The following is a 20,409-nucleotide window of genomic DNA, read 5'->3' as shown; positions in this document are numbered from 1 at the left end:
AAAAGCTATTATAGCGTAGTTGTCAAATGACTAAAGCGGCAGGGAAGGAGAAGGCATTGAAAAACCCCTGGCACGGGGTTCTCACAGCATCCTAAAGGAAAGAAGCTACAGGATTTACGCGGGTATCAAAGGCATGATAAGGCGTAACGGATCTGTTCGTAGTCAAAACCGCGCCCCAGCAGGAAACGCTCACGCCTGGCACGCTCTTTGGGAGTCTGCCCGGGCGAATCAAACCGTCTTACCAACACGTCACGGGCCAGCTCAAACCAGTCGATGGCTTCCTGCTCAACCACGTCATCCAGCGCTGCACGGATAATGTCACCATCAACCCCGCGCTGGCGAAGGTCGTTTTCTATACGCCGCCAGCCCTGCCCACGCAGCACACGCGTACGTATGAAGCTGGCCGCAAAACGCGCATCAGACTGCCAGCCTCTATCGGCCAGCTCATCCAGGCAGAGGGCAATGTCATCAGCAGGTATCTGCTTGGCCTGCAAACGTGTCGCTAGCTCGGCGCGGGAATACTCGCGCCGGGCCAGCAGAGCAATGGCCATTTCACGAGGTGAAGGTGGCTCTTTACCCCATCCCATAAATTACAGCAGATCCCCACTGTCGGGTTCAAAGGCTGTCTCATCCGAGGCGGCTGCCTTTGAAGCTTTTTTACCACTGGCTTTTTCTTTCACGGGTTTTTCTTCCAGATCCTTGTCATTAGGCTCTGGCGGGGCAAGCAGCTGACCACGGATCTGGCTTTCAATCTCTTCCATGATTTCCGGGTGGTCTTCCAGATACTGGGCGGAGTTCGCCTTACCCTGACCAATTTTTTTGCCTTTATAGCTGTACCATGCACCGGCTTTATCAACCAGGTTGCACTGTACGCCCAGATCAATCACTTCACCGGCGTGATAGATCCCCTTGCCATAGAGAATCTGGAACTCGGCCTGCTTGAACGGTGGCGCCACCTTGTTTTTAACCACTTTGACACGGGTTTCATTACCGGTTACTTCATCACCGGACTTGACCGAACCAGTACGCCGAATGTCCAGGCGCACGCTGGCATAGAACTTCAGCGCATTACCCCCGGTCGTCGTTTCCGGGCTGCCAAACATGACGCCGATCTTCATGCGAATCTGGTTAATAAACACCACCAGGCAGTTGGCGTTCTTGATGTTACCAGTGATCTTGCGCAGCGCCTGTGACATCAGACGGGCCTGCAGGCCGACGTGGGAATCCCCCATCTCGCCTTCAATTTCCGCCCGTGGCGTCAGGGCCGCTACCGAGTCGATGACAATCACATCAACGCCGCCGGAACGAACCAGCATATCGGTAATTTCCAGCGCCTGTTCACCGGTATCGGGCTGAGATACCAGGAGATCATCGAGATTGACACCCAGCTTTTCGGCATAGCTAGGATCCAGTGCGTGCTCGGCGTCCACAAAGGCGCATACCTTACCCTGCTTTTGCGCCTGGGCGATCACCGACAGGGTCAGCGTGGTTTTACCGGAGGATTCCGGGCCGAAAATTTCGCAGACACGGCCGAACGGCAGACCACCGATGCCCAGGGCGATATCCAGCCCCAAGGAGCCTGTGGACACGGACGGCATCACCACGCGGGGCGTATCACCCAGACGCATAACAGTGCCTTTACCGAATTGACGATCAATCTGGCTGAGCGCTGCGTTGAGCGCCTTGGTGCGGTTTTCGTCCTGAGCCATTTAAAAACTCCTCATAAGATGCTGTATAACTAGCCAGTAGTATGCCAAATTTTCCACCATAAACAAATGCTCTGGCGCGTATTATTCGCAGTTCGCTGCTTACCGCTCACTGATTGACAGGATCAAGGTCGCCAACGCCTGGCGCACCGTCTGTTCACGCACAGCGTGGCGGTCGCCAGGGAAATGCAGACATTCCGCCTGCTGGGCCTGCAGACTCCCCCATGCCAGCCAGACGGTCCCCACGGGTTTGTCCGGGCTACCGCCGTCAGGACCTGCCACGCCGCTCACGGCCACGGCAAGGTCGGCACCGCTTTCCTGGCAGGCACCGGCCACCATGGCCTTGACAACGCCTTCACTGACCGCACCTTCACTGGCCAGTGTCGAAGCTTCCACTCCCAGTAGACGGGTTTTAGCCATATTGGAATAGGTCACATAACCGGTTGCAAAGTAGGCTGAACTTCCTGGCACCGCCGTTATGGCACTGGCAATACCACCTCCAGTACAGGATTCTGCCGTCGCAATCTCAAGCTGGTGCTGCTGGCATAGTTTGCCCAACCGCTGCGCCAACAAGGTCAGATCCAGATTTTTCAGGCTTTCAACGCTTGGCTCCATGCTCACTCCTTCATGTCAGTGATGACTTCAGCGTAGAATAACGGCTTTTGCGTAGCTAAAGAATGGCCGCTTTCCCAAGCGTTTATCCATTCAAGCGTAGAACCTAATTCACGGAACCGCGCGCAAGCCAGTATAAAGCGTGCGCCCAGCTTATTTCAGGACATTCATGGCCAATACCAGCCCGGCAAACACGCCGATGATTGCTCAATACCTGAATATCAAACGCGAACACCCTGATGTTTTGCTGTTTTATCGCATGGGGGATTTCTACGAGCTTTTTTTCGATGACGCCAAGCGCGCTGCCGCCCTTCTCGATATCACTCTTACCCAGCGTGGCCAGTCAGGCGGCCAACCTATCCCTATGGCGGGAGTGCCCTACCACAGTGCGGAAGGTTATCTGGCACGGTTGGTCAACGCGGGAGAATCCGTCGCTATCTGCGAGCAGATTGGCGACCCGGCCACCAGCAAGGGCCCGGTAGAGCGCAAGGTAGTGCGCATCGTCACCCCTGGGACCCTGCACGATGAGGCCCTGCTGGATGCTCACCGCGATAACGTCCTGGCCGCCATTGCCTCTCATCAAACCCAGTGGGGAATCGCCTGGTTGGAGCTTTCCAGCGGACAGTTCAGCCTTTTGGAGCTTGAAAGTGACGAAGAGATGCTTGCTGAGTTGACCCGGCTGTCGCCGGCAGAGCTGCTGGTGCCGGAAAATCTCGCGCTACCAGAACCGCTTTCCGTCCAGCCTGGCCTGCGCCGCCAGGGAGAGTGGCTGTATGATCTGGACAGTGCCACCCGGAGCCTGTGTGATCAGTTTGACGTGCAGGATCTGCGTGGCTTCGGCTGCGCACACCTTACCACGGCCCTGATTGCCGCTGGCGTTCTGATCGATTATGCCCGCGATACTCAGCGCTCTCGCCTGCCACATGTCACCTCGATCAGGGTTGAAAACCGAGACGATGCGGTGGTGATTGATGCCGCCAGCCGACGTAACCTGGAGATCGATACCAACCTCGGCGGGGGCAGCGAAAACACCCTGGCCAGCGTACTCGACACCTGTGCCACCGCCATGGGTTCACGCCTGTTGAAACGTTGGCTCAACCGCCCCCTGCGCCAGCGTGACATCATCCATGATCGCCAGGCCGGGGTTGCACTTCTGCAGCTTGATGTTGCCTACCTGGGCCTGCGCGAGACGCTCAACGCTGTCGGCGATGTAGAACGTATTCTTTCCCGTGTGGCACTCTACAGCGCTCGACCAAGGGACCTGGCCAGACTTCGTGACGCGCTGGCCACCCTGCCAGAGCTGCAGACACTGCTAAGCCAAGTGGAAAGTGGCAGTATCATCGACCGTCTGCGCTCCCATATCCAGCCTTATCCGGTGCTTGGCGATACCCTGCAGCGAGCCATCGTTGAGAACCCACCTGTCGTCATCCGTGAAGGGGGTGTGATTGCCAAGGGCTTTGATGACGAGCTTGACGAGCAGCGCGGTCTGGCCGAAAACGCCGGCGACTACCTGATCGCTCTGGAAACACGTGAGCGCGAACGCACCGGGCTTAGCCACCTTAAGGTCGGCTATAATCGGGTACATGGTTATTTTATTGAGCTTCCCCGCGCCCAGGCCCAACAGGCCCCGGCCGAGTATATTCGACGCCAGACCCTCAAGAATGCCGAGCGTTTTATCATTCCTGAACTAAAGGAATTTGAAGACAAGGCGCTGTCCGCTAAATCACGCGCCTTGAGTCGTGAAAAATGGCTGTATGAACGTTTGCTGGATGAACTCAACACACACCTGCATGCGCTTCAGGCCAGCGCTCGTGCCCTGGCGGAACTGGACGTCCTGTGCGCTTTTGCCGAGCGCGCCGATGCACTGGACTGGGTGCGCCCGGCGCTTGCGGAAGACACCGGCATCAGCATTCGTGCCGGACGCCATCCAGTGGTTGAGCAAGTCAGCGAAACACCTTTTGTACCCAACGATGTCAACCTCCACCCAAAACAGGCCATGTTGATTATTACTGGCCCCAACATGGGCGGCAAATCGACCTACATGCGCCAGGCAGCGCTGATCACCCTACTGGCTCACTGCGGCAGCTTTGTACCTGCCGATGCAGCAGAAATCGGCCCGATTGATCGTATTTTCACCCGTATTGGCTCCTCCGATGACCTGGCGGGTGGGCGCTCAACCTTTATGGTTGAAATGACCGAAACCGCCAACATCCTGCACAACGCGACCTCTCAAAGCCTGGTACTGATGGACGAGATTGGCCGGGGCACCAGCACCTTCGATGGTCTTTCATTGGCCTGGGCCAGCGCGGAACATCTCGCCAAACTGCGTGCCTTGACGCTATTTGCCACACACTACTTTGAAATGACCGCTTTGCCGGAACATGCCGACAGTGTCGCCAATATTCATCTAACAGCTACTGAACACGGCGACCGCATCATATTCATGCACCGTATTGAGCCGGGCCCTGCCAGCCAGAGCTATGGCCTTCAGGTTGCCCAGCTGGCAGGCGTACCTTCCAGCGTCATTCGGCGTGCCAGGGAAACCCTGCACAGCCTTGAAAAACCAGACAACGAAGCCCTGCCCAAGGCCTCAAGCGCGCAGACAGCACCGCTACAGGATGACCTTTTTTCCCAGGTGCCCCACCCCGTAGTGGAAGCCCTGGAAAGTCTCGCAATTGATGAACTCTCACCTCGCCAGGCACTTGAATTGCTATATCAGTGGCGGGAGCGGGTGTAATAGAATAATCACCCATTACGGGTACAGGTACTTGCTGCGAGCAGCTGTCAGCCTCTAAAATACAACTCTTTATTTATATAAAAAATGAATTTTATATCCAAAAGTTATCAAACCAGTCTGGGTATGCTACCTGACGACATAACCAGCACTTGAAGAGGAAGTTAACGATGACGTTTGTCGTGACCGAGAATTGCATTCAATGCAAATACACCGACTGCGTGGAAGTCTGCCCGGTCGACTGTTTTTACGAAGGCCCCAACTTTCTCGTCATTCACCCTGATGAGTGTATAGACTGCGCCCTCTGCGAGCCGGAGTGCCCTGCAGAAGCCATTTTTTCAGAGGATGAACTGCCTGATGGCCAGGAACAGTTTATCGAACTCAATGCCGAGCTGGCAGATGTATGGCCCAATATTGCCGAGAAAAAAGACCCATTACCCGATGCGGAAGAATGGGATGGCAAGAAGGGCAAGTTGGAAAAGCTCGAACGCTAACCTGACTTTATTCAGGTAGTGGCGCGGCACCTTGTGTGAACGCCAGTAAACACGTGATTTGCGGCACGGGTGTCGCCACCGCCTGAAAAATGTCAGCCAGAATTTTATTACGCGCACAAAAAAGCGGCCCGAAGGCCGCCCGCTCCCAGCAAATCCACAGGCATTCACTATGCCTACTATCCTCAGATACATTCCCTGCCAAGGCCAATATTCCCTATCTCACTCAGCGTATCTGTATATCCCGTTGCATCCTGCTTGAAAGCATCCCTGCCTCCCCTTGTCCATATAATAAGTGTGGCAGATTTACCGGTTGGCTCAAGGGCGTCCCGAAAGCACAAAACGGGCTGATGAGCCCGTTTTGTGTGATATTCAATGTAAAAACAATTAGTTACCAACAAAAATGGTAAACAATTGCTTCTAACGACTTTATTTTGCGTAAATGACGACACCGTTTGTAGGAAATATCTTACAAAAATTGAAGCTATCTCTTACTCGGCTAGTGCAACACACCTGTTATTGCCCTTTGATCGCCTGGCGGCCCGGATAGCTGACATTACCCAGCTCGGCTTCAATCGTCAGCAGACGGTTGTATTTGGCAACCCGGTCGGAACGGCATAAAGAACCTGTCTTGATCTGCCCAGCCCGGGTACCCACCGCCAGATCCGCGATAGTGGTATCTTCCGTTTCACCACTACGGTGAGAAATAACCGCAGTAAAGCCAGCATCCTGTGCCATCCTGATCGCATCCAGGGTTTCTGACAATGAGCCAATCTGGTTGAACTTGATCAAAATAGAGTTGCCGATGTGTTCATCGATACCGCGTTTGAGGATTTTGGTATTGGTAACAAAAAGATCATCACCCACCAACTGCACTTTATCACCCAGCTTGTCGGTCAGCGCTTTCCAGCCATCCCAGTCTGACTCATCCATACCGTCTTCGATAGAAACAATCGGGTAGTCCGCGCACAGCCCGGCCAGGTAATCGGCAAAACCTTCAGCATCGTAATGTTTGCCTTCGCCAGAAAGGTTGTACTGGCCATCCTGGTAGAACTCGGAAGAAGCACAGTCCAACGCCAGGGTAACGTCTTCATCCAGACGATAGCCCGCATCGGCAACGGCCTGCTTGATTACTGCCAGCGCCTCGGCGTTAGAAGCCAGATTGGGCGCAAAGCCGCCTTCATCACCCACCGAGGTCGACAGGCCCCGCGCCGCCAGGACTTTTTTGAGAGCGTGGAAGATTTCTGCTCCCATACGCAGGCCTTCACGGAAGGTGGCCGCCCCTACGGGCTGCACCATGAACTCCTGAATGTCCACGTTGTTGTCAGCATGTTCGCCGCCATTGAGAATGTTCATCATGGGAACCGGCATGCTGTACTGACCCGGCTGTCCATAAAGCTCGGCGATATGCGCGTACAAGGGCACACCCTTGGCATTGGCCGCTGCCTTGGCAGCCGCAAGCGATACCGCCAGTATGGCGTTGGCGCCCAAATTGGCTTTGTTTTCGGTGTTATCCAGCGCCAGCATGGCGTTATCGAGGCCGCGCTGATCACGCGCATCCACACCCAGCAAAGCATCATGAATCGGGCCGTTAACCGCTTCAACTGCTTTCAGAACGCCTTTGCCCAGATAACGTGACGCGTCACCATCACGCAGTTCCAATGCCTCACGCGAACCGGTAGACGCACCGCTCGGGGCACAGGCTTCGCCAACCGCGCCACTTTCCAGGCGAACCGTGGCTGAGACAGTAGGGTTACCACGTGAATCAAGTACTTCCAGCGCACGAATATCGACAATTTTAGTCATCAAGCCATCCTTTTTGTTGGTGTTAACATCATGGGTACTAAAGTACGAAACTGGTTGTTTCAATCACTCTCTCAGCGGATCACCAAGGGCTCAAACCCTTTTACCAGCGTATCCAACTGCACCAGCTGACTAAGAAAAGGCTCCAGCTGCTCCAGCGGCAGGGCACAGGGGCCATCACACTTGGCGTTATCCGGGTCTGGATGGGCTTCCAGAAAAACACCTGCCAAACCCACCCCAACGCCAGCACGCGCCAGTTCAGCCACCTGAGCGCGGCGACCATCGGCGCTGTCGGCTCGACCCCCGGGGCGCTGTAACGCGTGGGTCACATCAAAAAAAACCGGAAAACCGGTCTGCTTCATATCCCCAAAACCGAGCATATCCACAACCAGATTGTTATAGCCGAAGCTTGAACCACGCTCACACAGCAGCAGCTGATCATTGCCGGCTTCCTGGCACTTGCTCAGGATATGACGCATTTCGTGGGGCGCCAGAAACTGGGGTTTCTTGATATTGATCACGGCACCTGTGCGCGCCATGGCGACCACCAGATCGGTCTGGCGGGCCAGAAAGGCCGGTAGCTGAATGATATCTGCCACTTCAGCCACCGGCGCTGCCTGCCAGGGCTCATGCACATCGGTGATGATCGGCACGCCAAAGCGTTCCTTGATTTCCGCCAGAATGGCCAGGCCCTTTTCAAGCCCTGGGCCACGGTACGAATTAATCGAACTACGATTGGCCTTGTCAAAGCTGGCCTTGAACACATAGGGGATGCCAAGCTTGGCGCTAGCCTCGACGTAGGCCGACGCCACTTCCATGGCGAGGTCCCGGCTTTCCAGCACATTCATGCCGCCCAACAGCATCAAAGGCAAAGAATTGCCGGCGGTTAGGCCGGCAATGTTGATATGGCGTTCTGCAGGTTGCGGGAAAGTCATGCAACGCTTACTCCTCGTTATGCCCTGCGGTTGACGGCGTCTGGGTCGCGGACTGGTGGCGAATTCGCGCCGTCTTGTGCTCCAGTGCTGCGTTGACAAAACCGCTGAAAAGCGGATGCCCATCGCGTGGCGTGGAGGTGAATTCAGGATGGAACTGACAGGCCACATACCAGGGATGGTCGGACAGTTCGATCACTTCCACCAGGGATTGATCAACACTCTTGCCGGAAATAACCAGCCCAGCGTCTGCCAGCGCATCCACAAACTGGTTATTGACTTCAAAGCGATGACGGTGGCGCTCAACAATTTCATCGGCGCCGTAAGCGGCTCTCGCTCGAGTGCCGGCTTCCAGATGGCACACTTGCCCTCCCAGGCGCATGGTACCGCCAAGGTCTGATGCCGCATCACGCAGTTCAATCCTGCCTTCGGCATTGAGCCATTCAGTGATCAGGCCAACCACTGGATGCTGGGTCTGGTGAGTAAATTCGGTGGAGTTGGCATCTTCCCAACCGGCGACATTGCGCGCATATTCGATCACCGCCACCTGCATGCCCAGACAGATCCCCAGATAGGGCACCTTGTTCTCGCGGGCAAACTGGGCCGCCAGGATCTTGCCTTCCACGCCACGCTCGCCAAAACCACCAGGCACCAGGATCGCATCCTTGCCCGCCAAGCGTTCAGTGCCATGATGCTCGATATCTTCTGAATCAATGTAATCAACGTTGACCTTGATACGGTCCTGGATGCCGGCATGAATCAAGGCTTCGTTAAGCGACTTGTAGGCGTCAAGCAATTCCATGTATTTGCCCACCATGGCAATGCTGACCGACTTCAGAGGGTTGAGCTTGGCATCCAGCACCCGCACCCAATCAGACAGATCGGCTTCACCTGCTTGAAGATTGAATTTGTTGCAGACGATCTCATCCAGCCCGTGCTCGTGCAGCATCAGCGGAATACGATAGATGGTATCGGCATCCTGAAGCGGCACCACGGCACGTTCTTCCACATTGGTGAACAGGGCGATCTTGCGTCTTTCGGCCTCCTCAAGCTCCACCTCGCTGCGACAGATCAGGATATCCGGCTGGATACCAATAGAACGCAGTTCCTTGACGCTGTGCTGGGTCGGCTTGGTCTTGGTCTCGCCGGCCGTGGCGATATAGGGCACCAGGGTGAGGTGCATGAAGAGGGCGCGCTGGGCGCCCAGTTCACTACGAATCTGGCGGATCGACTCGAGAAATGGCAATGATTCAATATCACCCACAGTTCCGCCGATTTCCACCAGGGCCACGTCAAAACCTTCACCGCCGGCATAGACACGACGTTTGATTTCATCAGTGATATGTGGAATGACCTGGACCGTTCCGCCCAGATAGTCACCACGCCGCTCCTTGCGCAGCACGTGCTCGTAGACACGACCGGTCGTGAAGTTATTACTCTGGGTCATCTTGGTGCGGATAAAACGCTCATAATGGCCCAGATCAAGATCGGTCTCGGCACCATCTTCCGTGACGAAAACTTCGCCATGCTGGAAGGGGCTCATAGTGCCCGGGTCGACGTTGATGTAAGGGTCGAGCTTGAGCATGGTGACTTTTAGGCCGCGCGCCTCAAGAATCGCCGCCAGTGAAGCGGATGCGATTCCCTTGCCAAGCGAGGACACAACGCCACCGGTCACGAAGATATATCGTGTCATGGAAAACCTGTCGAAACGTGATCAATAGGCACAGCAGAAAGCCACACCAGGATGGGAGGACAGGATAGCAGAGTAAGCCTAAAGGCTCAATTGAACAACGGCGCTCGGGGCATATCATGACATCGACCATCACCATGACATGCCCGACCGGCGAAGTTGATCAGACGCCCAGGTAGTCGAGGATACCTTCCGCTGCCTGGCGACCTTCATAGATAGCGGTCACCACAAGGTCAGAACCACGTACCATATCGCCCCCAGCAAAAATCTTCTCATTGCTGGTCTGGAAGGCAAACTCACCATGTTCAGGTGCCTTGACGCGATCACGCTCATCCACCGCAATGTTTGACGTGGTGAACCATGGAGCCGGGCTGGCCTGGAAACCAAAGGCAATCACCACCGCATCTGCGGGAATGATTTCCTCGGAACCTGGCACCACCTCAGGACGCTGGCGCCCATTTTCATCAGGCTCACCCAGACGGGTACGCACGACCTTTACGCCTTCAACCTGCTCCTCACCCATAACGGCAACCGGCTGACGATTGAACATGAACTCAACGCCCTCTTCACGGGCATTGGCCACTTCACGGCGTGAGCCGGGCATGTTTTCTTCATCGCGACGATAGGCACAGCTGACGCTGGTAGCCCCCTGACGGATCGACGTACGGTTGCAATCCATGGCCGTATCACCACCCCCCAGCACTACAACGCGCTTGCCTTCCATCGAGATATAGTCCGATGGGTCTTTTTCAAAGCCCAGGCAACGATTAACGTTGGCAATCAGAAAATCCAGAGCCTTGTAGACGCCGGGCAAGTCTTCACCGGGAAAGCCCCCTTCCATATATTTATAAGTGCCCATGCCCAAAAAGACAGCGTCGTAATCCTGCAGAAGGGTTTCAAACTCGACATCGGTACCAATCTCGGTGTCCAGATGGAATTCAACGCCCATTTCTTCAAACACTGCCCGACGGCGCTCCATGACGTTCTTTTCCAGCTTGAATTCTGGAATACCAAAAGTCAGCAAGCCGCCTATCTCCGGGTATTTGTCAAACACCACTGGCTTGACACCGTTGCGCGCCAGAATATCAGCGCAGCCGAGCCCGGCGGGGCCTGCGCCAATGATCGCAACCTTCTTGTCTGTCCACACCACCTTGGATAAATCCGGGCGCCAACCCATGGCAAACGCCGTATCGGTAATGTACTTCTCAATGGATCCGATGGTCACTGCACCAAAACCATCGTTCAGGGTGCAATCGCCTTCGCACAGACGGTCCTGCGGGCAAACCCGTCCGCACACTTCAGGCAGTGAGTTGGTTTTATGCGAGAGCTCCGCGGCCTCGAGAATGTTGCCTTCCACCACCAACTGCAACCAGTTGGGAATGTAATTGTGTACCGGGCATTTCCACTCACAGTAGGGATTACCACAGTGCAGGCAGCGATGCGCCTGACTGGCCGCATCTGTGGGCTTGTAGGGTTCGTATATTTCAGCGAACTCCTTTGCCCGTGAGCGCGCATCTTTCTTCTGTGGATCCTGACGTCCTACATCAACAAACTGGAAGTCATTCTTCAATCGATTAGCCATGATCATTTTCCTCTCGGCGATTCGGCATCAGCTATTCAGGCTAAGCAGCTTATTCAGCGTGCCGCCGCGACTGGTCCAGCAGGCTGCTAAGGCTTGCCGCCTTGGGCTTCACCAACCAGAAGTGGCGCACATAATCACCAAAGTCTTCAAGAATATCCGCACCTCGCTGGGAACCTGTTGCCGCGACGTACTCTTCAAGCAGTTCCCGCAGGTGACGGCGGTAGGCTTCCATCGTTTCGGTGTTGACCCGGTGAATCTCGACCAATTCGTGATTGTACTTATCGACAAAGGTACGGTCCTCGTCAAGCACGTAGGCAAAGCCACCTGTCATACCGGCACCAAAGTTGACCCCGGTTTTACCCAGTACGCAGACCAGACCACCTGTCATATATTCACAGCAGTGATCGCCCGCCCCTTCAATGACAGCACGGGCGCCTGAGTTACGGACACCAAAGCGCTCGCCGGCAATGCCCGCTGCGAACAGCTGCCCGCCGGTTGCCCCATAAAGGCAAGTGTTACCGACTATGGCTGTCTTGTGGCTCTCAAACTGACTTTCACGCGGCGGCACGATCACCACCCGACCACCGTTCATACCCTTGCCGACGTAATCATTGGCATCGCCTTCCAGATGCAGGTTCAGGCCACGGGCATTCCACACCCCGAAGCTCTGACCTGCAACGCCGGTAAAACGTACGTCCAACGGTGCCTCTTCAAGGCCCGCTTCACCATAATGCTTGGCGATTACGCCCGATGTCAGGGCGCCAACGCTACGATCACAGTTGGTAATCCGGAAGGTGAAGGTACCGCCCGACCTGGCCTCTATAGCGTCTTTCACCGCATCGAGCACCTCAAGGTTCTTGTCACCCGGATCATGGGGCTTATTACGGTTTACCTGACAGAACTGTGGCGCATCCGCAGGCACAAAGTCGTTGCCCAGCAGCGGCGTCAGATCCAGCTTGCGCTGGGAAGCCGTCTGCCCTTCCAGCACTTCCAGCAGATCCGTGCGGCCAATCAGGTCGGTCAGCTTGCGCACTCCCAGCATGGCCATCAGCTCGCGCACTTCTTCAGCGATGTAGCGGAAGTAGTTCTTGACCATGTCCACGGTGCCGCGGAAATGCTCGCCGCGCAGATAATCATCCTGAGTCGCCACACCGGTGGCACAGTTATTCAAGTGACAGATACGCAGGTATTTACAGCCCAACGCCACCATAGGCGCCGTGCCGAAGCCAAAGCTCTCGGCGCCCAGGATAGCGGCCTTGACCACATCGAGGCCGGTTTTCAGGCCACCGTCAGTTTGTAGACGGATCTTGTCCCGCAGACCATTGATACGTAGCGCCTGGTGAACTTCCGGCAAGCCCAGTTCCCAGGGTGAGCCTGCATGCTTGATCGAGGTCAGCGGACTTGCCGCTGTACCGCCATCATAGCCGGAGACCGTAATCAGGTCGGCATAAGCCTTGGCAACCCCAGTGGCGATGGTGCCTATACCCGGCTCGGATACCAGTTTGACCGATACCTGAGCATCCGGATTGACCTGCTTGAGATCAAAGATCAATTGGGCCAGGTCTTCAATTGAATAGATATCATGGTGCGGTGGCGGTGAAATCAGCGTCACCCCAGGCACCGAATAGCGCAGTCGGGCAATGAGTGCATTTACCTTGCCACCCGGCAACTGGCCGCCTTCCCCGGGCTTGGCACCCTGGGCCACCTTGATCTGCAATACATCCGCGTTGACGAGATAGTGGGGCGTGACACCAAAACGCCCTGAGGCGATCTGTTTGATCTTGGAATTACGGATGGTGCCGTAACGCGCTGGATCTTCGCCGCCCTCACCGGAGTTGGATCGGCCGCCGGTCTCGTTCATGGCCTGGGCCATGGCCTCGTGAGCCTCTGGGGAGACGGCACCCAACGACATACCGGCTGTATCAAAACGCGGTATCAGATCATCCACGCTCTCGACTTCCTCAAGCGACAATGGCGTTGCCGCCGGTTTGAGCGCCAGCAGGTCACGGATCGTCGCCACTGGCCGCTCGTTGACCAGTTGGGCGAACTTCTTCCATTTGTCATAGCTGCCATCCTGTACCGCTTCCTGCATGTACATGATGACGTCCGGGTTGTAGGCATGATACTCATGACCATGCACATACTTCATCAGGCCGCCCTGGGAAATCCCCTTACGGGCAATCCAGGCAGTTCGGGCCAACGCTTCCTGCTGCAGCTGAAGTTCTGCAAAACCGGTGCCCTGAATGCGTGACGCCATACCTTCAAAGCACATTTCCATGATATCGCTATCCAGACCAACGGCCTCGAACAGCATGGAGCCGCGATAGGACGCCAGGGTCGAGATCCCCATCTTGGAAAGAATCTTGAACAACCCCTTCTGCATGCCTTTACGGTAATTTTCCCGCGCATCCGCCGGGTTGCCGGTCAGCTCACCTACCCGCTGCATATCCGTCATGACCTGATAGGCCAGCCAGGGATAGACAGCCGTAGCGCCTACACCAAACAGCACCGCCATCTGATGGGAATCCCGCGCATAGCCGGTTTCCACCACAATATTGGCATCGGGGCGAAGGGCAAGACGTCCCAGGTGGGTATGCACCGCCCCCACCGCCAGCACAGACTGGATTGGAATTTCACCTTTGGGCAGATCAGCATCACTGAGCACCAGGATGACCTTGCCCGCCCGTACCTGTTTTTCCGCCTCTTCACACAGCCCGACAAGTGCCTGCTTGAGACTTTTCTCTTCAGGGTTGTAGCCCAACGAAAGACGATGACTGGTGAAGGCCGGATCTTTTTCATTGACCAGCGCGGTGAACTTGCGCGGTGACAGTACGGGTGTCGTAAGAATAATACGGTGAGCGTGTTCCGGTGTAGCGCTGAAAACATTGCGTTCAGCACCGATACAGGTTTCCAGCGACATCACAATCGCTTCACGCAATGGATCGATTGCCGGGTTGGTGACCTGGGCAAATTTCTGGCGGAAGTAGTCGGTCAAGAGGCGTTGACGCGATGACAATACCGCCATCGGCGTATCATCGCCCATAGATCCGACTGCTTCCTGACCACTTTCCGCCAATGGACGCAACACCTGATCGCGCTCTTCGAAGCTGATCTGGAACATTTTCTGCTGAGTATTCAGGGCATCAGTATCCATGACCTGGAAACGCGCCAGCTCAGTCAATGCCGATTCCAGATAGTTAGCCTGCTGCTTCAACCAGCGCTTGTAAGGATGTGCGGACTTGAGCCGACCATCGATATCATCGGTATGCAGCACTTCACCCGTCTGAGTATCCACAGCCAGCATTTGACCAGGGCCCACCCGACCTTTGGAAACGACATCCTCTGGTTTGTAGTCATAGGTGCCGATTTCCGATGCCAGAGTGATAAATCCATTTTTGGTCACTACCCAGCGTGCCGGGCGCAAGCCGTTACGGTCGAGCATGCAGACCGCCTGGCGGCCGTCGGTCATGACCACGCCCGCCGGACCATCCCAGGGCTCCATGTGCATGGAGTTGTATTCATAGAAAGCACGCAACTCGGCATCCATGGTTTCCACGTTCTGCCAGGCGGGGGGCACCATCATACGCACCGCACGATGCAGATCCATGCCGCCTGTCAGCAACACTTCCAGCATGTTATCCATACTGGAAGAGTCCGACCCCGTGGTATTGACGATTTCATCCAACTCAGCGACGTCAGGAAGACGATCGCTGATAAAGTTTTTCTTGCGCGAGTTGGCCCAGCCGCGGTTGGCTTCAATGGTATTGATTTCGCCATTGTGCGCCAGCAGGCGGAAAGGCTGAGCCAACGGCCAGCGCGGCGCCGTGTTGGTTGAGAAGCGTTGATGGAAAACGCAAATAGCCGTTTCAAGACGAGGATCGTTGAGGTCCTGATAGAACGCAGGCAGGTCAGCCGGCATGACCAGGCCTTTATAGGACACGACCTCGGAAGACAACGACGCCACATAGAAATCCGCTTCGTCCCTAAGCTGCTCTTCCGCTCGGCGACGTGCCATGTAAAGATCAACGTCGAAATGCTCACCGTCACCGGGCATCACAAAAACCTGACGGATACGCGGCAAGCAATCCAACGCCATCGGACCGCAGACGGAAGCATCTGTCGGCACTGTTCGCCAGCCTGCAACGACAAGGCCGCGCTGCTCGAGTTTCTGCTCCAGCACACCCTGCGCATGTTCAGCGCGCGCATCGTCGTCAGGCAGAAAGATAACGCCTACCGCAAAAGTATCGCCGAGGGAAACGTCCAGCGCAGTGTGTGCCACTTCACGCATGAAATGCTCGGGCATCTTGAGCAGCAAACCGCAGCCGTCGCCTGTCTTCCCATCAGCAGCGATGCCACCCCGATGGGTCATACAGGTAAGCGACTCAATAGCGGTTTTCAACAATTCATGGCTGGCTTGCCCCTGCATATGGGCAATCAGACCGAAGCCACAGTTGTCGCGAAACTCGCCGGGCTGATGAAGACCTCTGTTCATGGGCGTGCCTCAAAAACGTGTTTTATTTACAACGGCACCGTGGTAAAAAAGAAGGTTTTTTGGTCTTATTAGTTTGCCATTCCTGATGTACCTGGGCTGTAAAGCAACCACCGTTGGAGTGAAAAATGGTTGATCAGCATAGCGACTGCTTGGCCTTCAGTGCAATCGAATCGCCCGCACAAAATTGCTAAAAACCTTGCCAAATCCACAGCTTGCATAACCAAGAATCTAAAAAAGCGATACGCTTCAATAACTTGCAATGCAGCAAAACGGTAATTCAACGAAAATCACCACATATTAAACTTTAGTCTAAAATCGCCCTAAAAAGCCATGCCGATAGCGCATAAGGCATTCTGATTATCAATTTTTTGACCGGCCGGCCAACTTCTTCCAACCAGCAGCATGCATTTCAGGCCCTGTACTTTATAACCAGCCAAAAAACCCGCCGGATATCGGCGGGTTTTAGGTAGTGATGCCATCTAGCATATTGGCCTTCAGGCGCGGGGATAATGATCCAGCAAATCATTCAGCAGGCTGATGGGCGTTTCATCACTGATACAGGCATCGCCCAGCTCGCGCAGGAGCACCAGGCGCAATCGGCTACCCGTGTTTTTCTTGTCGCGGCGCATAGGCCCCAGAAAATCGTCACGCTGCATCCCCAACGGCGCCTTCAGTGGCAAGCCGGCACTTTCTATCACCTGCAAGCTGCGGGACAGTGCCGCATCATCAATCCACCCCAGGCGCCGGGAAAGCGTTGCCGCCATGGACATGCCAGCCCCTATGGCCTCGCCATGTAGCCAATTCCCATAACCCTGATGTGCTTCGATAGCATGGCCAAAGGTATGACCCAGGTTCAACAGGGCACGCACATCCTGCTCGGTTTCATCTTCCGCGACGATATCAGCCTTTATCTGGCAACTTCTGGCAATCGCTTCTGCCAGCGCCCGGGCATCATGAGCGCGCAAAGCCTCCATATTGGCCTCAAGCCAGCTCAGAAACACCTCATCACGAATCAGGCCATATTTGATAACTTCAGCAAGTCCCGCCGACATTTCCCGGTCAGGCAGGGTTGCCAGACTGTCGATATCCACCAACACCGCCCTGGGCTGCCAGAAGGCGCCGACCATATTCTTGCCTAACGGGTGATTGACACCTGTTTTACCCCCCACCGAGGAGTCAACTTGCGCCAGAAGTGTGGTCGGCACCTGTATGAACGCCACGCCACGCTGATAACTGGCGGCCGCATAACCGGCCATATCGCCGATGACGCCACCCCCCAAAGCAATCAGCGTACAGCGGCGATTGAAGCCGGCCTCCAGCAAGGCTCCCCAGATACGGTTAACCTGCTCAATGGTTTTATACTGCTCTCCATCCGGCAATATGCAGGTCTGCACATCCAGCTCTTCGGGCAATTGCTGTGCCAGTGTTTCCAGATATAACGGCGCGATCGTTTCATTGGTCACTATCATTACCTGCTGACCAGCCAGGTAAGGCAGAATGGCATCCGGATTGGACAACAGCCCGGTGCCTATATGGATCGGGTAACCACGATCACCCAGGTCAACAGTGAGAGTGCGCAAGGCGTCCGCTAACGGCGTCATCAAGATACCTTCTAGATTAGATGTTTTGATTAACTGTTTTGATTGGCTGTGTTTTAGCTTTCTCTTCAAGCCCGGCGCCATTCTTATGCAAGGGGTCATTCAGGCGCTGAACCCGACGCAGAATCTCGTTGACCACTGCTCGCGGGCTGCGCCTGTCAGTGCGCACGCTGATATCCGCCGTTAATCGGTAAAGGGGATCACGCTTGGCATACATGTCGTAAAGCACCTGCTCGCGGTTTTCACACTGCAGTAACGGCCGGTTGCGATCCTTGGCGGTTCGCTTGAGCTGCTGTTCAACAGTGGTCATCAGGTAGATCACAGTGCCACGTTCGCGCAGCACACTGCGGTTTTCCTCCCGCAGCACAGCACCACCACCAGTGGCCAGCACAATAGGGTTCAGCCGGGTCAATTCATCTATCATCTGCACTTCACGCTGACGAAAGCCGGCTTCACCTTCAACGTCAAAAATCCAGGGAATGTCAGCGCCGCAGCGACTCTGGATAGCGTGGTCACTATCCACAAAATCACGTGAAAGTTCAGCGGCCATCTGGCGGCCTATGGTGCTTTTACCTGCCCCCATGGGGCCGATCAGAAAGAGGTTGGGTAAATCCTGCATCAGCGAACCGCCAAGCCATCATCAAGTAAACGTGGAGTTATAAAGACCAGCAGCTCTACTTTTTCACTACTCTCTTCAGTGTAACGGAACAGCCTTCCAATAAAGGGGATGTCGCCCAGCAACGGCGTCTTGGCCATCTGACGCAGCTCTTCCGTTGTCAAGATACCACCCAGAACGACCGTTTGCCCATCATCAACCAGCACTTGTGTTTCTATGGTGTTGGTATCTATCGGCGGTTCACCGCCAAATTCCGATTCGCGAAAGCTGTCATTACGAATGACCAGATCCATGATAATACGATTATCAGGCGTGATCTGCGGAGTCACTTCCAATGAAAGCAGGGCTTCCTTGAATTCGGTATCCGGGTTGTCATTGCCATCCACACTTTGAAAAGCACGTTCTTCACCCTGGCTGATAATCGCTGTGCGCTGGTTGGCCGTGATTATCCGTGGCTGGGAAATCGTCTGGCTCTTGCCTTCGCTTTCCAGCGCTCTCAACTCCAGATCAAGCAGGATATCGCCGGAAAGATAGCCAAAACCGAACGCCGTCTGCGCAGCCGTATTACTACCAAGGTCAACGGCAAGCCCGCCTGTCCCCGGCGAACCATCGGAAGCACCTTCGAACGTCAACGCATCTGGGTTACTTGAGCCGCTAAAAATATTGTTGATGCTGCCATTACTGGAAATGCCCCAATTGATACCCAGCTCTTGGGATGCGGTATCGCGGGCAATCACTATACGCGCCTCAATCTGTACCTGACGTACCGCCACGTCCAGGCGATCCAGGGTGGTCAGAATCTCGTTGACCTGCTCCTGAGTGTCCTGGATCAACAGCGTATTGGTGCGCTGATCAATACTGACCCGACCACGTTCGGTCAACAGACCAAAACCATCTTCACCGCGCAGCAGCTCGGCCAGGTCTTGCGCACGGGCATACTTGACCTCGATAAACTCGGTAATTAAAGGTGACAGAACATCGCGCTGATTGCGGGCTTCAAGTTCCTGCTGCTCTAACTGGGCAAGCTCCTGGGCAGGCGCTACCACGATGACATTGCCTTTTTCACGGCTTGAAAGCCCCTGACTCTGAAGAATCAGATCCAACGCCTGATCCCAGGGCACTTCATTAAGATTCAGCGTTACCCGGCCAGTCACACTGTCACTCGCCACAATATTCAGGCCGGTAAACTCGGCCAGGGTCGCCAGCACCGCGCGCACTTCAATATCCTGGAAATTAAGGCTTAACCGTTCGCCTTCATAGACCTGATCCTCACTTTGTGCCTGCTGGGGTGCCTGATTGGCCGGCTCCACTTCCACACTCAGCGTCTGGCCACTTTGCGAAGACATCATCGCATAGGGGCCTTCGGTCTCCAGGATCAGCTGTGTACCTCGCTGGGTGGCTCTAGGCACCACACGTTGGATCGGGGTCGCAAAGTCAGTAACGTCATAGATCTGATTAAGCGCATCGGAAATGGCCACATCACGCAGGTCAACCACGACCCGGTTGCGGCCGTCTTCCTCTACCTGGACGCGAACATTCTCGCGGTTAAACACCACATCCAGCTGCCCGGCTCCCTCCCTTCCACGACGAAAATCAATCCGCTCGATCTGTGGACCCTCGCTGGTTTCAAGATTGGCTGAGTCTTCCAGGCTGGAACGATTATTGACACCGGAAGTGACACTATCCCTTGCTGGTCTCGCCTCAGCGGTGACCTCGGCAGGATCTGCCTGATTGGAAGTCACGGCCAGAGAAATACGCAGAAGATCGCCATCTTGCTGGGTGGAATATTCATAGGCTTCAGCCAGGTTAATGATCAGCCGCGTGCGCTCATTACCCTCAACCGCTGTCACCCTCTCTACTCCAGGATGATTGATATCGAAGCGCCTTCTATCCAGTGCACTTCTGGTATCAGCCAGATCCAGCATCAGCCGATGGGGTGAATCCAGCCGATAATCCCTGACGGTTGGCGCACCCCCGAAAAACTGAAGATTGATATCGACTCGGTCTGCATTGGCCTGGTCCACATCCAAACCGGTCAGCACCGCCGCACAGGAGGCACCCGGCAGCCATGCAAGCAGCAACAGCATGCCGCTAAGAATGCCACGCAATTGCGTCCTGCCTAACGTCTCGCTCAACATTCAGCTACCCCCTGG

The 20,409-nt window shown here is 55.3% G+C and carries 13 protein-coding genes; 2 read left to right on the top strand and 11 right to left on the bottom strand.

The window, feature by feature from the left end:
* Nucleotides 1-125 precede the first annotated feature (125 nt).
* The 3 genes from LL947_RS02710 to LL947_RS02700 form a co-directional block, all read right to left on the bottom strand.
* A complete protein-coding gene (locus tag LL947_RS02710; RefSeq protein WP_499833873.1) occupies nt 126-587 on the bottom strand; it encodes a regulatory protein RecX in 462 nt (153 codons plus the stop codon).
* A gap of 3 nt (nt 588-590) precedes the next feature.
* Nucleotides 591-1,709, bottom strand: coding sequence for a recombinase RecA (recA, locus tag LL947_RS02705; RefSeq protein ID WP_290821265.1), 1,119 nt, complete (start codon nt 1,707-1,709; stop codon nt 591-593).
* Between the two features lie 99 nt (nt 1,710-1,808).
* Complete coding sequence (locus LL947_RS02700) at nt 1,809-2,321, bottom strand: CinA family protein (RefSeq protein ID WP_499833872.1); 513 nt, start codon at nt 2,319-2,321, stop codon at nt 1,809-1,811.
* A gap of 166 nt (nt 2,322-2,487) precedes the next feature.
* Here LL947_RS02700 and mutS point away from each other — a divergent pair, with 166 nt between their 5' ends.
* The gene (mutS, locus tag LL947_RS02695; RefSeq protein ID WP_290821261.1) at nt 2,488-5,055 is read left to right on the top strand and encodes a DNA mismatch repair protein MutS; all 2,568 of its coding nucleotides are present in this window, start codon (nt 2,488-2,490) and stop codon (nt 5,053-5,055) included.
* Between the two features lie 167 nt (nt 5,056-5,222).
* Nucleotides 5,223-5,546, top strand: a complete 324-nt coding sequence (fdxA, locus tag LL947_RS02690; RefSeq protein ID WP_290821259.1) for a ferredoxin FdxA — start codon at nt 5,223-5,225, stop codon at nt 5,544-5,546.
* A gap of 513 nt (nt 5,547-6,059) precedes the next feature.
* On the opposite strand, the gene eno is transcribed toward fdxA, so the two are convergent.
* The 8 genes from eno to LL947_RS02650 form a co-directional block, all read right to left on the bottom strand.
* On the bottom strand, nt 6,060-7,349 hold the full coding sequence (gene eno / locus LL947_RS02685; protein WP_290821258.1) for a phosphopyruvate hydratase: 1,290 nt from the start codon (nt 7,347-7,349) through the stop codon (nt 6,060-6,062).
* A 71-nt stretch (nt 7,350-7,420) separates the two neighbouring features.
* Nucleotides 7,421-8,281: a 3-deoxy-8-phosphooctulonate synthase gene (gene kdsA, locus LL947_RS02680; protein WP_290821256.1), complete on the bottom strand. Its 861-nt coding sequence runs from the start codon at nt 8,279-8,281 to the stop codon at nt 7,421-7,423.
* A 7-nt stretch (nt 8,282-8,288) separates the two neighbouring features.
* On the bottom strand, nt 8,289-9,971 hold the full coding sequence (gene pyrG, locus LL947_RS02675; RefSeq protein ID WP_290821254.1) for a CTP synthase: 1,683 nt from the start codon (nt 9,969-9,971) through the stop codon (nt 8,289-8,291).
* Between the two features lie 160 nt (nt 9,972-10,131).
* Nucleotides 10,132-11,550 (bottom strand): FAD-dependent oxidoreductase, encoded by a 1,419-nt coding sequence (locus tag LL947_RS02670; RefSeq protein WP_499833871.1) that lies wholly within the window; start codon nt 11,548-11,550, stop codon nt 10,132-10,134.
* Between the two features lie 49 nt (nt 11,551-11,599).
* Nucleotides 11,600-16,042 carry a glutamate synthase large subunit gene (gltB, locus tag LL947_RS02665; protein ID WP_499833870.1) on the bottom strand — a complete coding sequence of 1,481 codons (4,443 nt, stop codon included), beginning with the start codon at nt 16,040-16,042 and terminating at the stop codon, nt 11,600-11,602.
* 494 nt (nt 16,043-16,536) lie between these two features.
* On the bottom strand, nt 16,537-17,643 hold the full coding sequence (aroB, locus tag LL947_RS02660; protein ID WP_290821247.1) for a 3-dehydroquinate synthase: 1,107 nt from the start codon (nt 17,641-17,643) through the stop codon (nt 16,537-16,539).
* Nucleotides 17,644-17,659: 16 nt separating this feature from the next.
* Nucleotides 17,660-18,259, bottom strand: a complete 600-nt coding sequence (gene aroK / locus LL947_RS02655) for a shikimate kinase AroK (protein WP_499833869.1) — start codon at nt 18,257-18,259, stop codon at nt 17,660-17,662.
* Nucleotides 18,259-20,394 carry a type IV pilus secretin PilQ gene (locus LL947_RS02650; RefSeq protein ID WP_499833868.1) on the bottom strand — a complete coding sequence of 712 codons (2,136 nt, stop codon included), beginning with the start codon at nt 20,392-20,394 and terminating at the stop codon, nt 18,259-18,261. The genes aroK and LL947_RS02650 overlap by 1 nt, the downstream gene beginning before the upstream one ends.
* Nucleotides 20,395-20,409: the final 15 nt, after the last annotated feature.

The sequence above is a fragment of the Halomonas sp. BLK-85 genome, from assembly GCF_044792155.1.
GTDB lineage: Bacteria > Pseudomonadota > Gammaproteobacteria > Pseudomonadales > Halomonadaceae > Vreelandella.
Note: the sequence above shows the minus strand (reverse complement) of the source record. Positions and strands in the feature narration are given on the sequence as shown.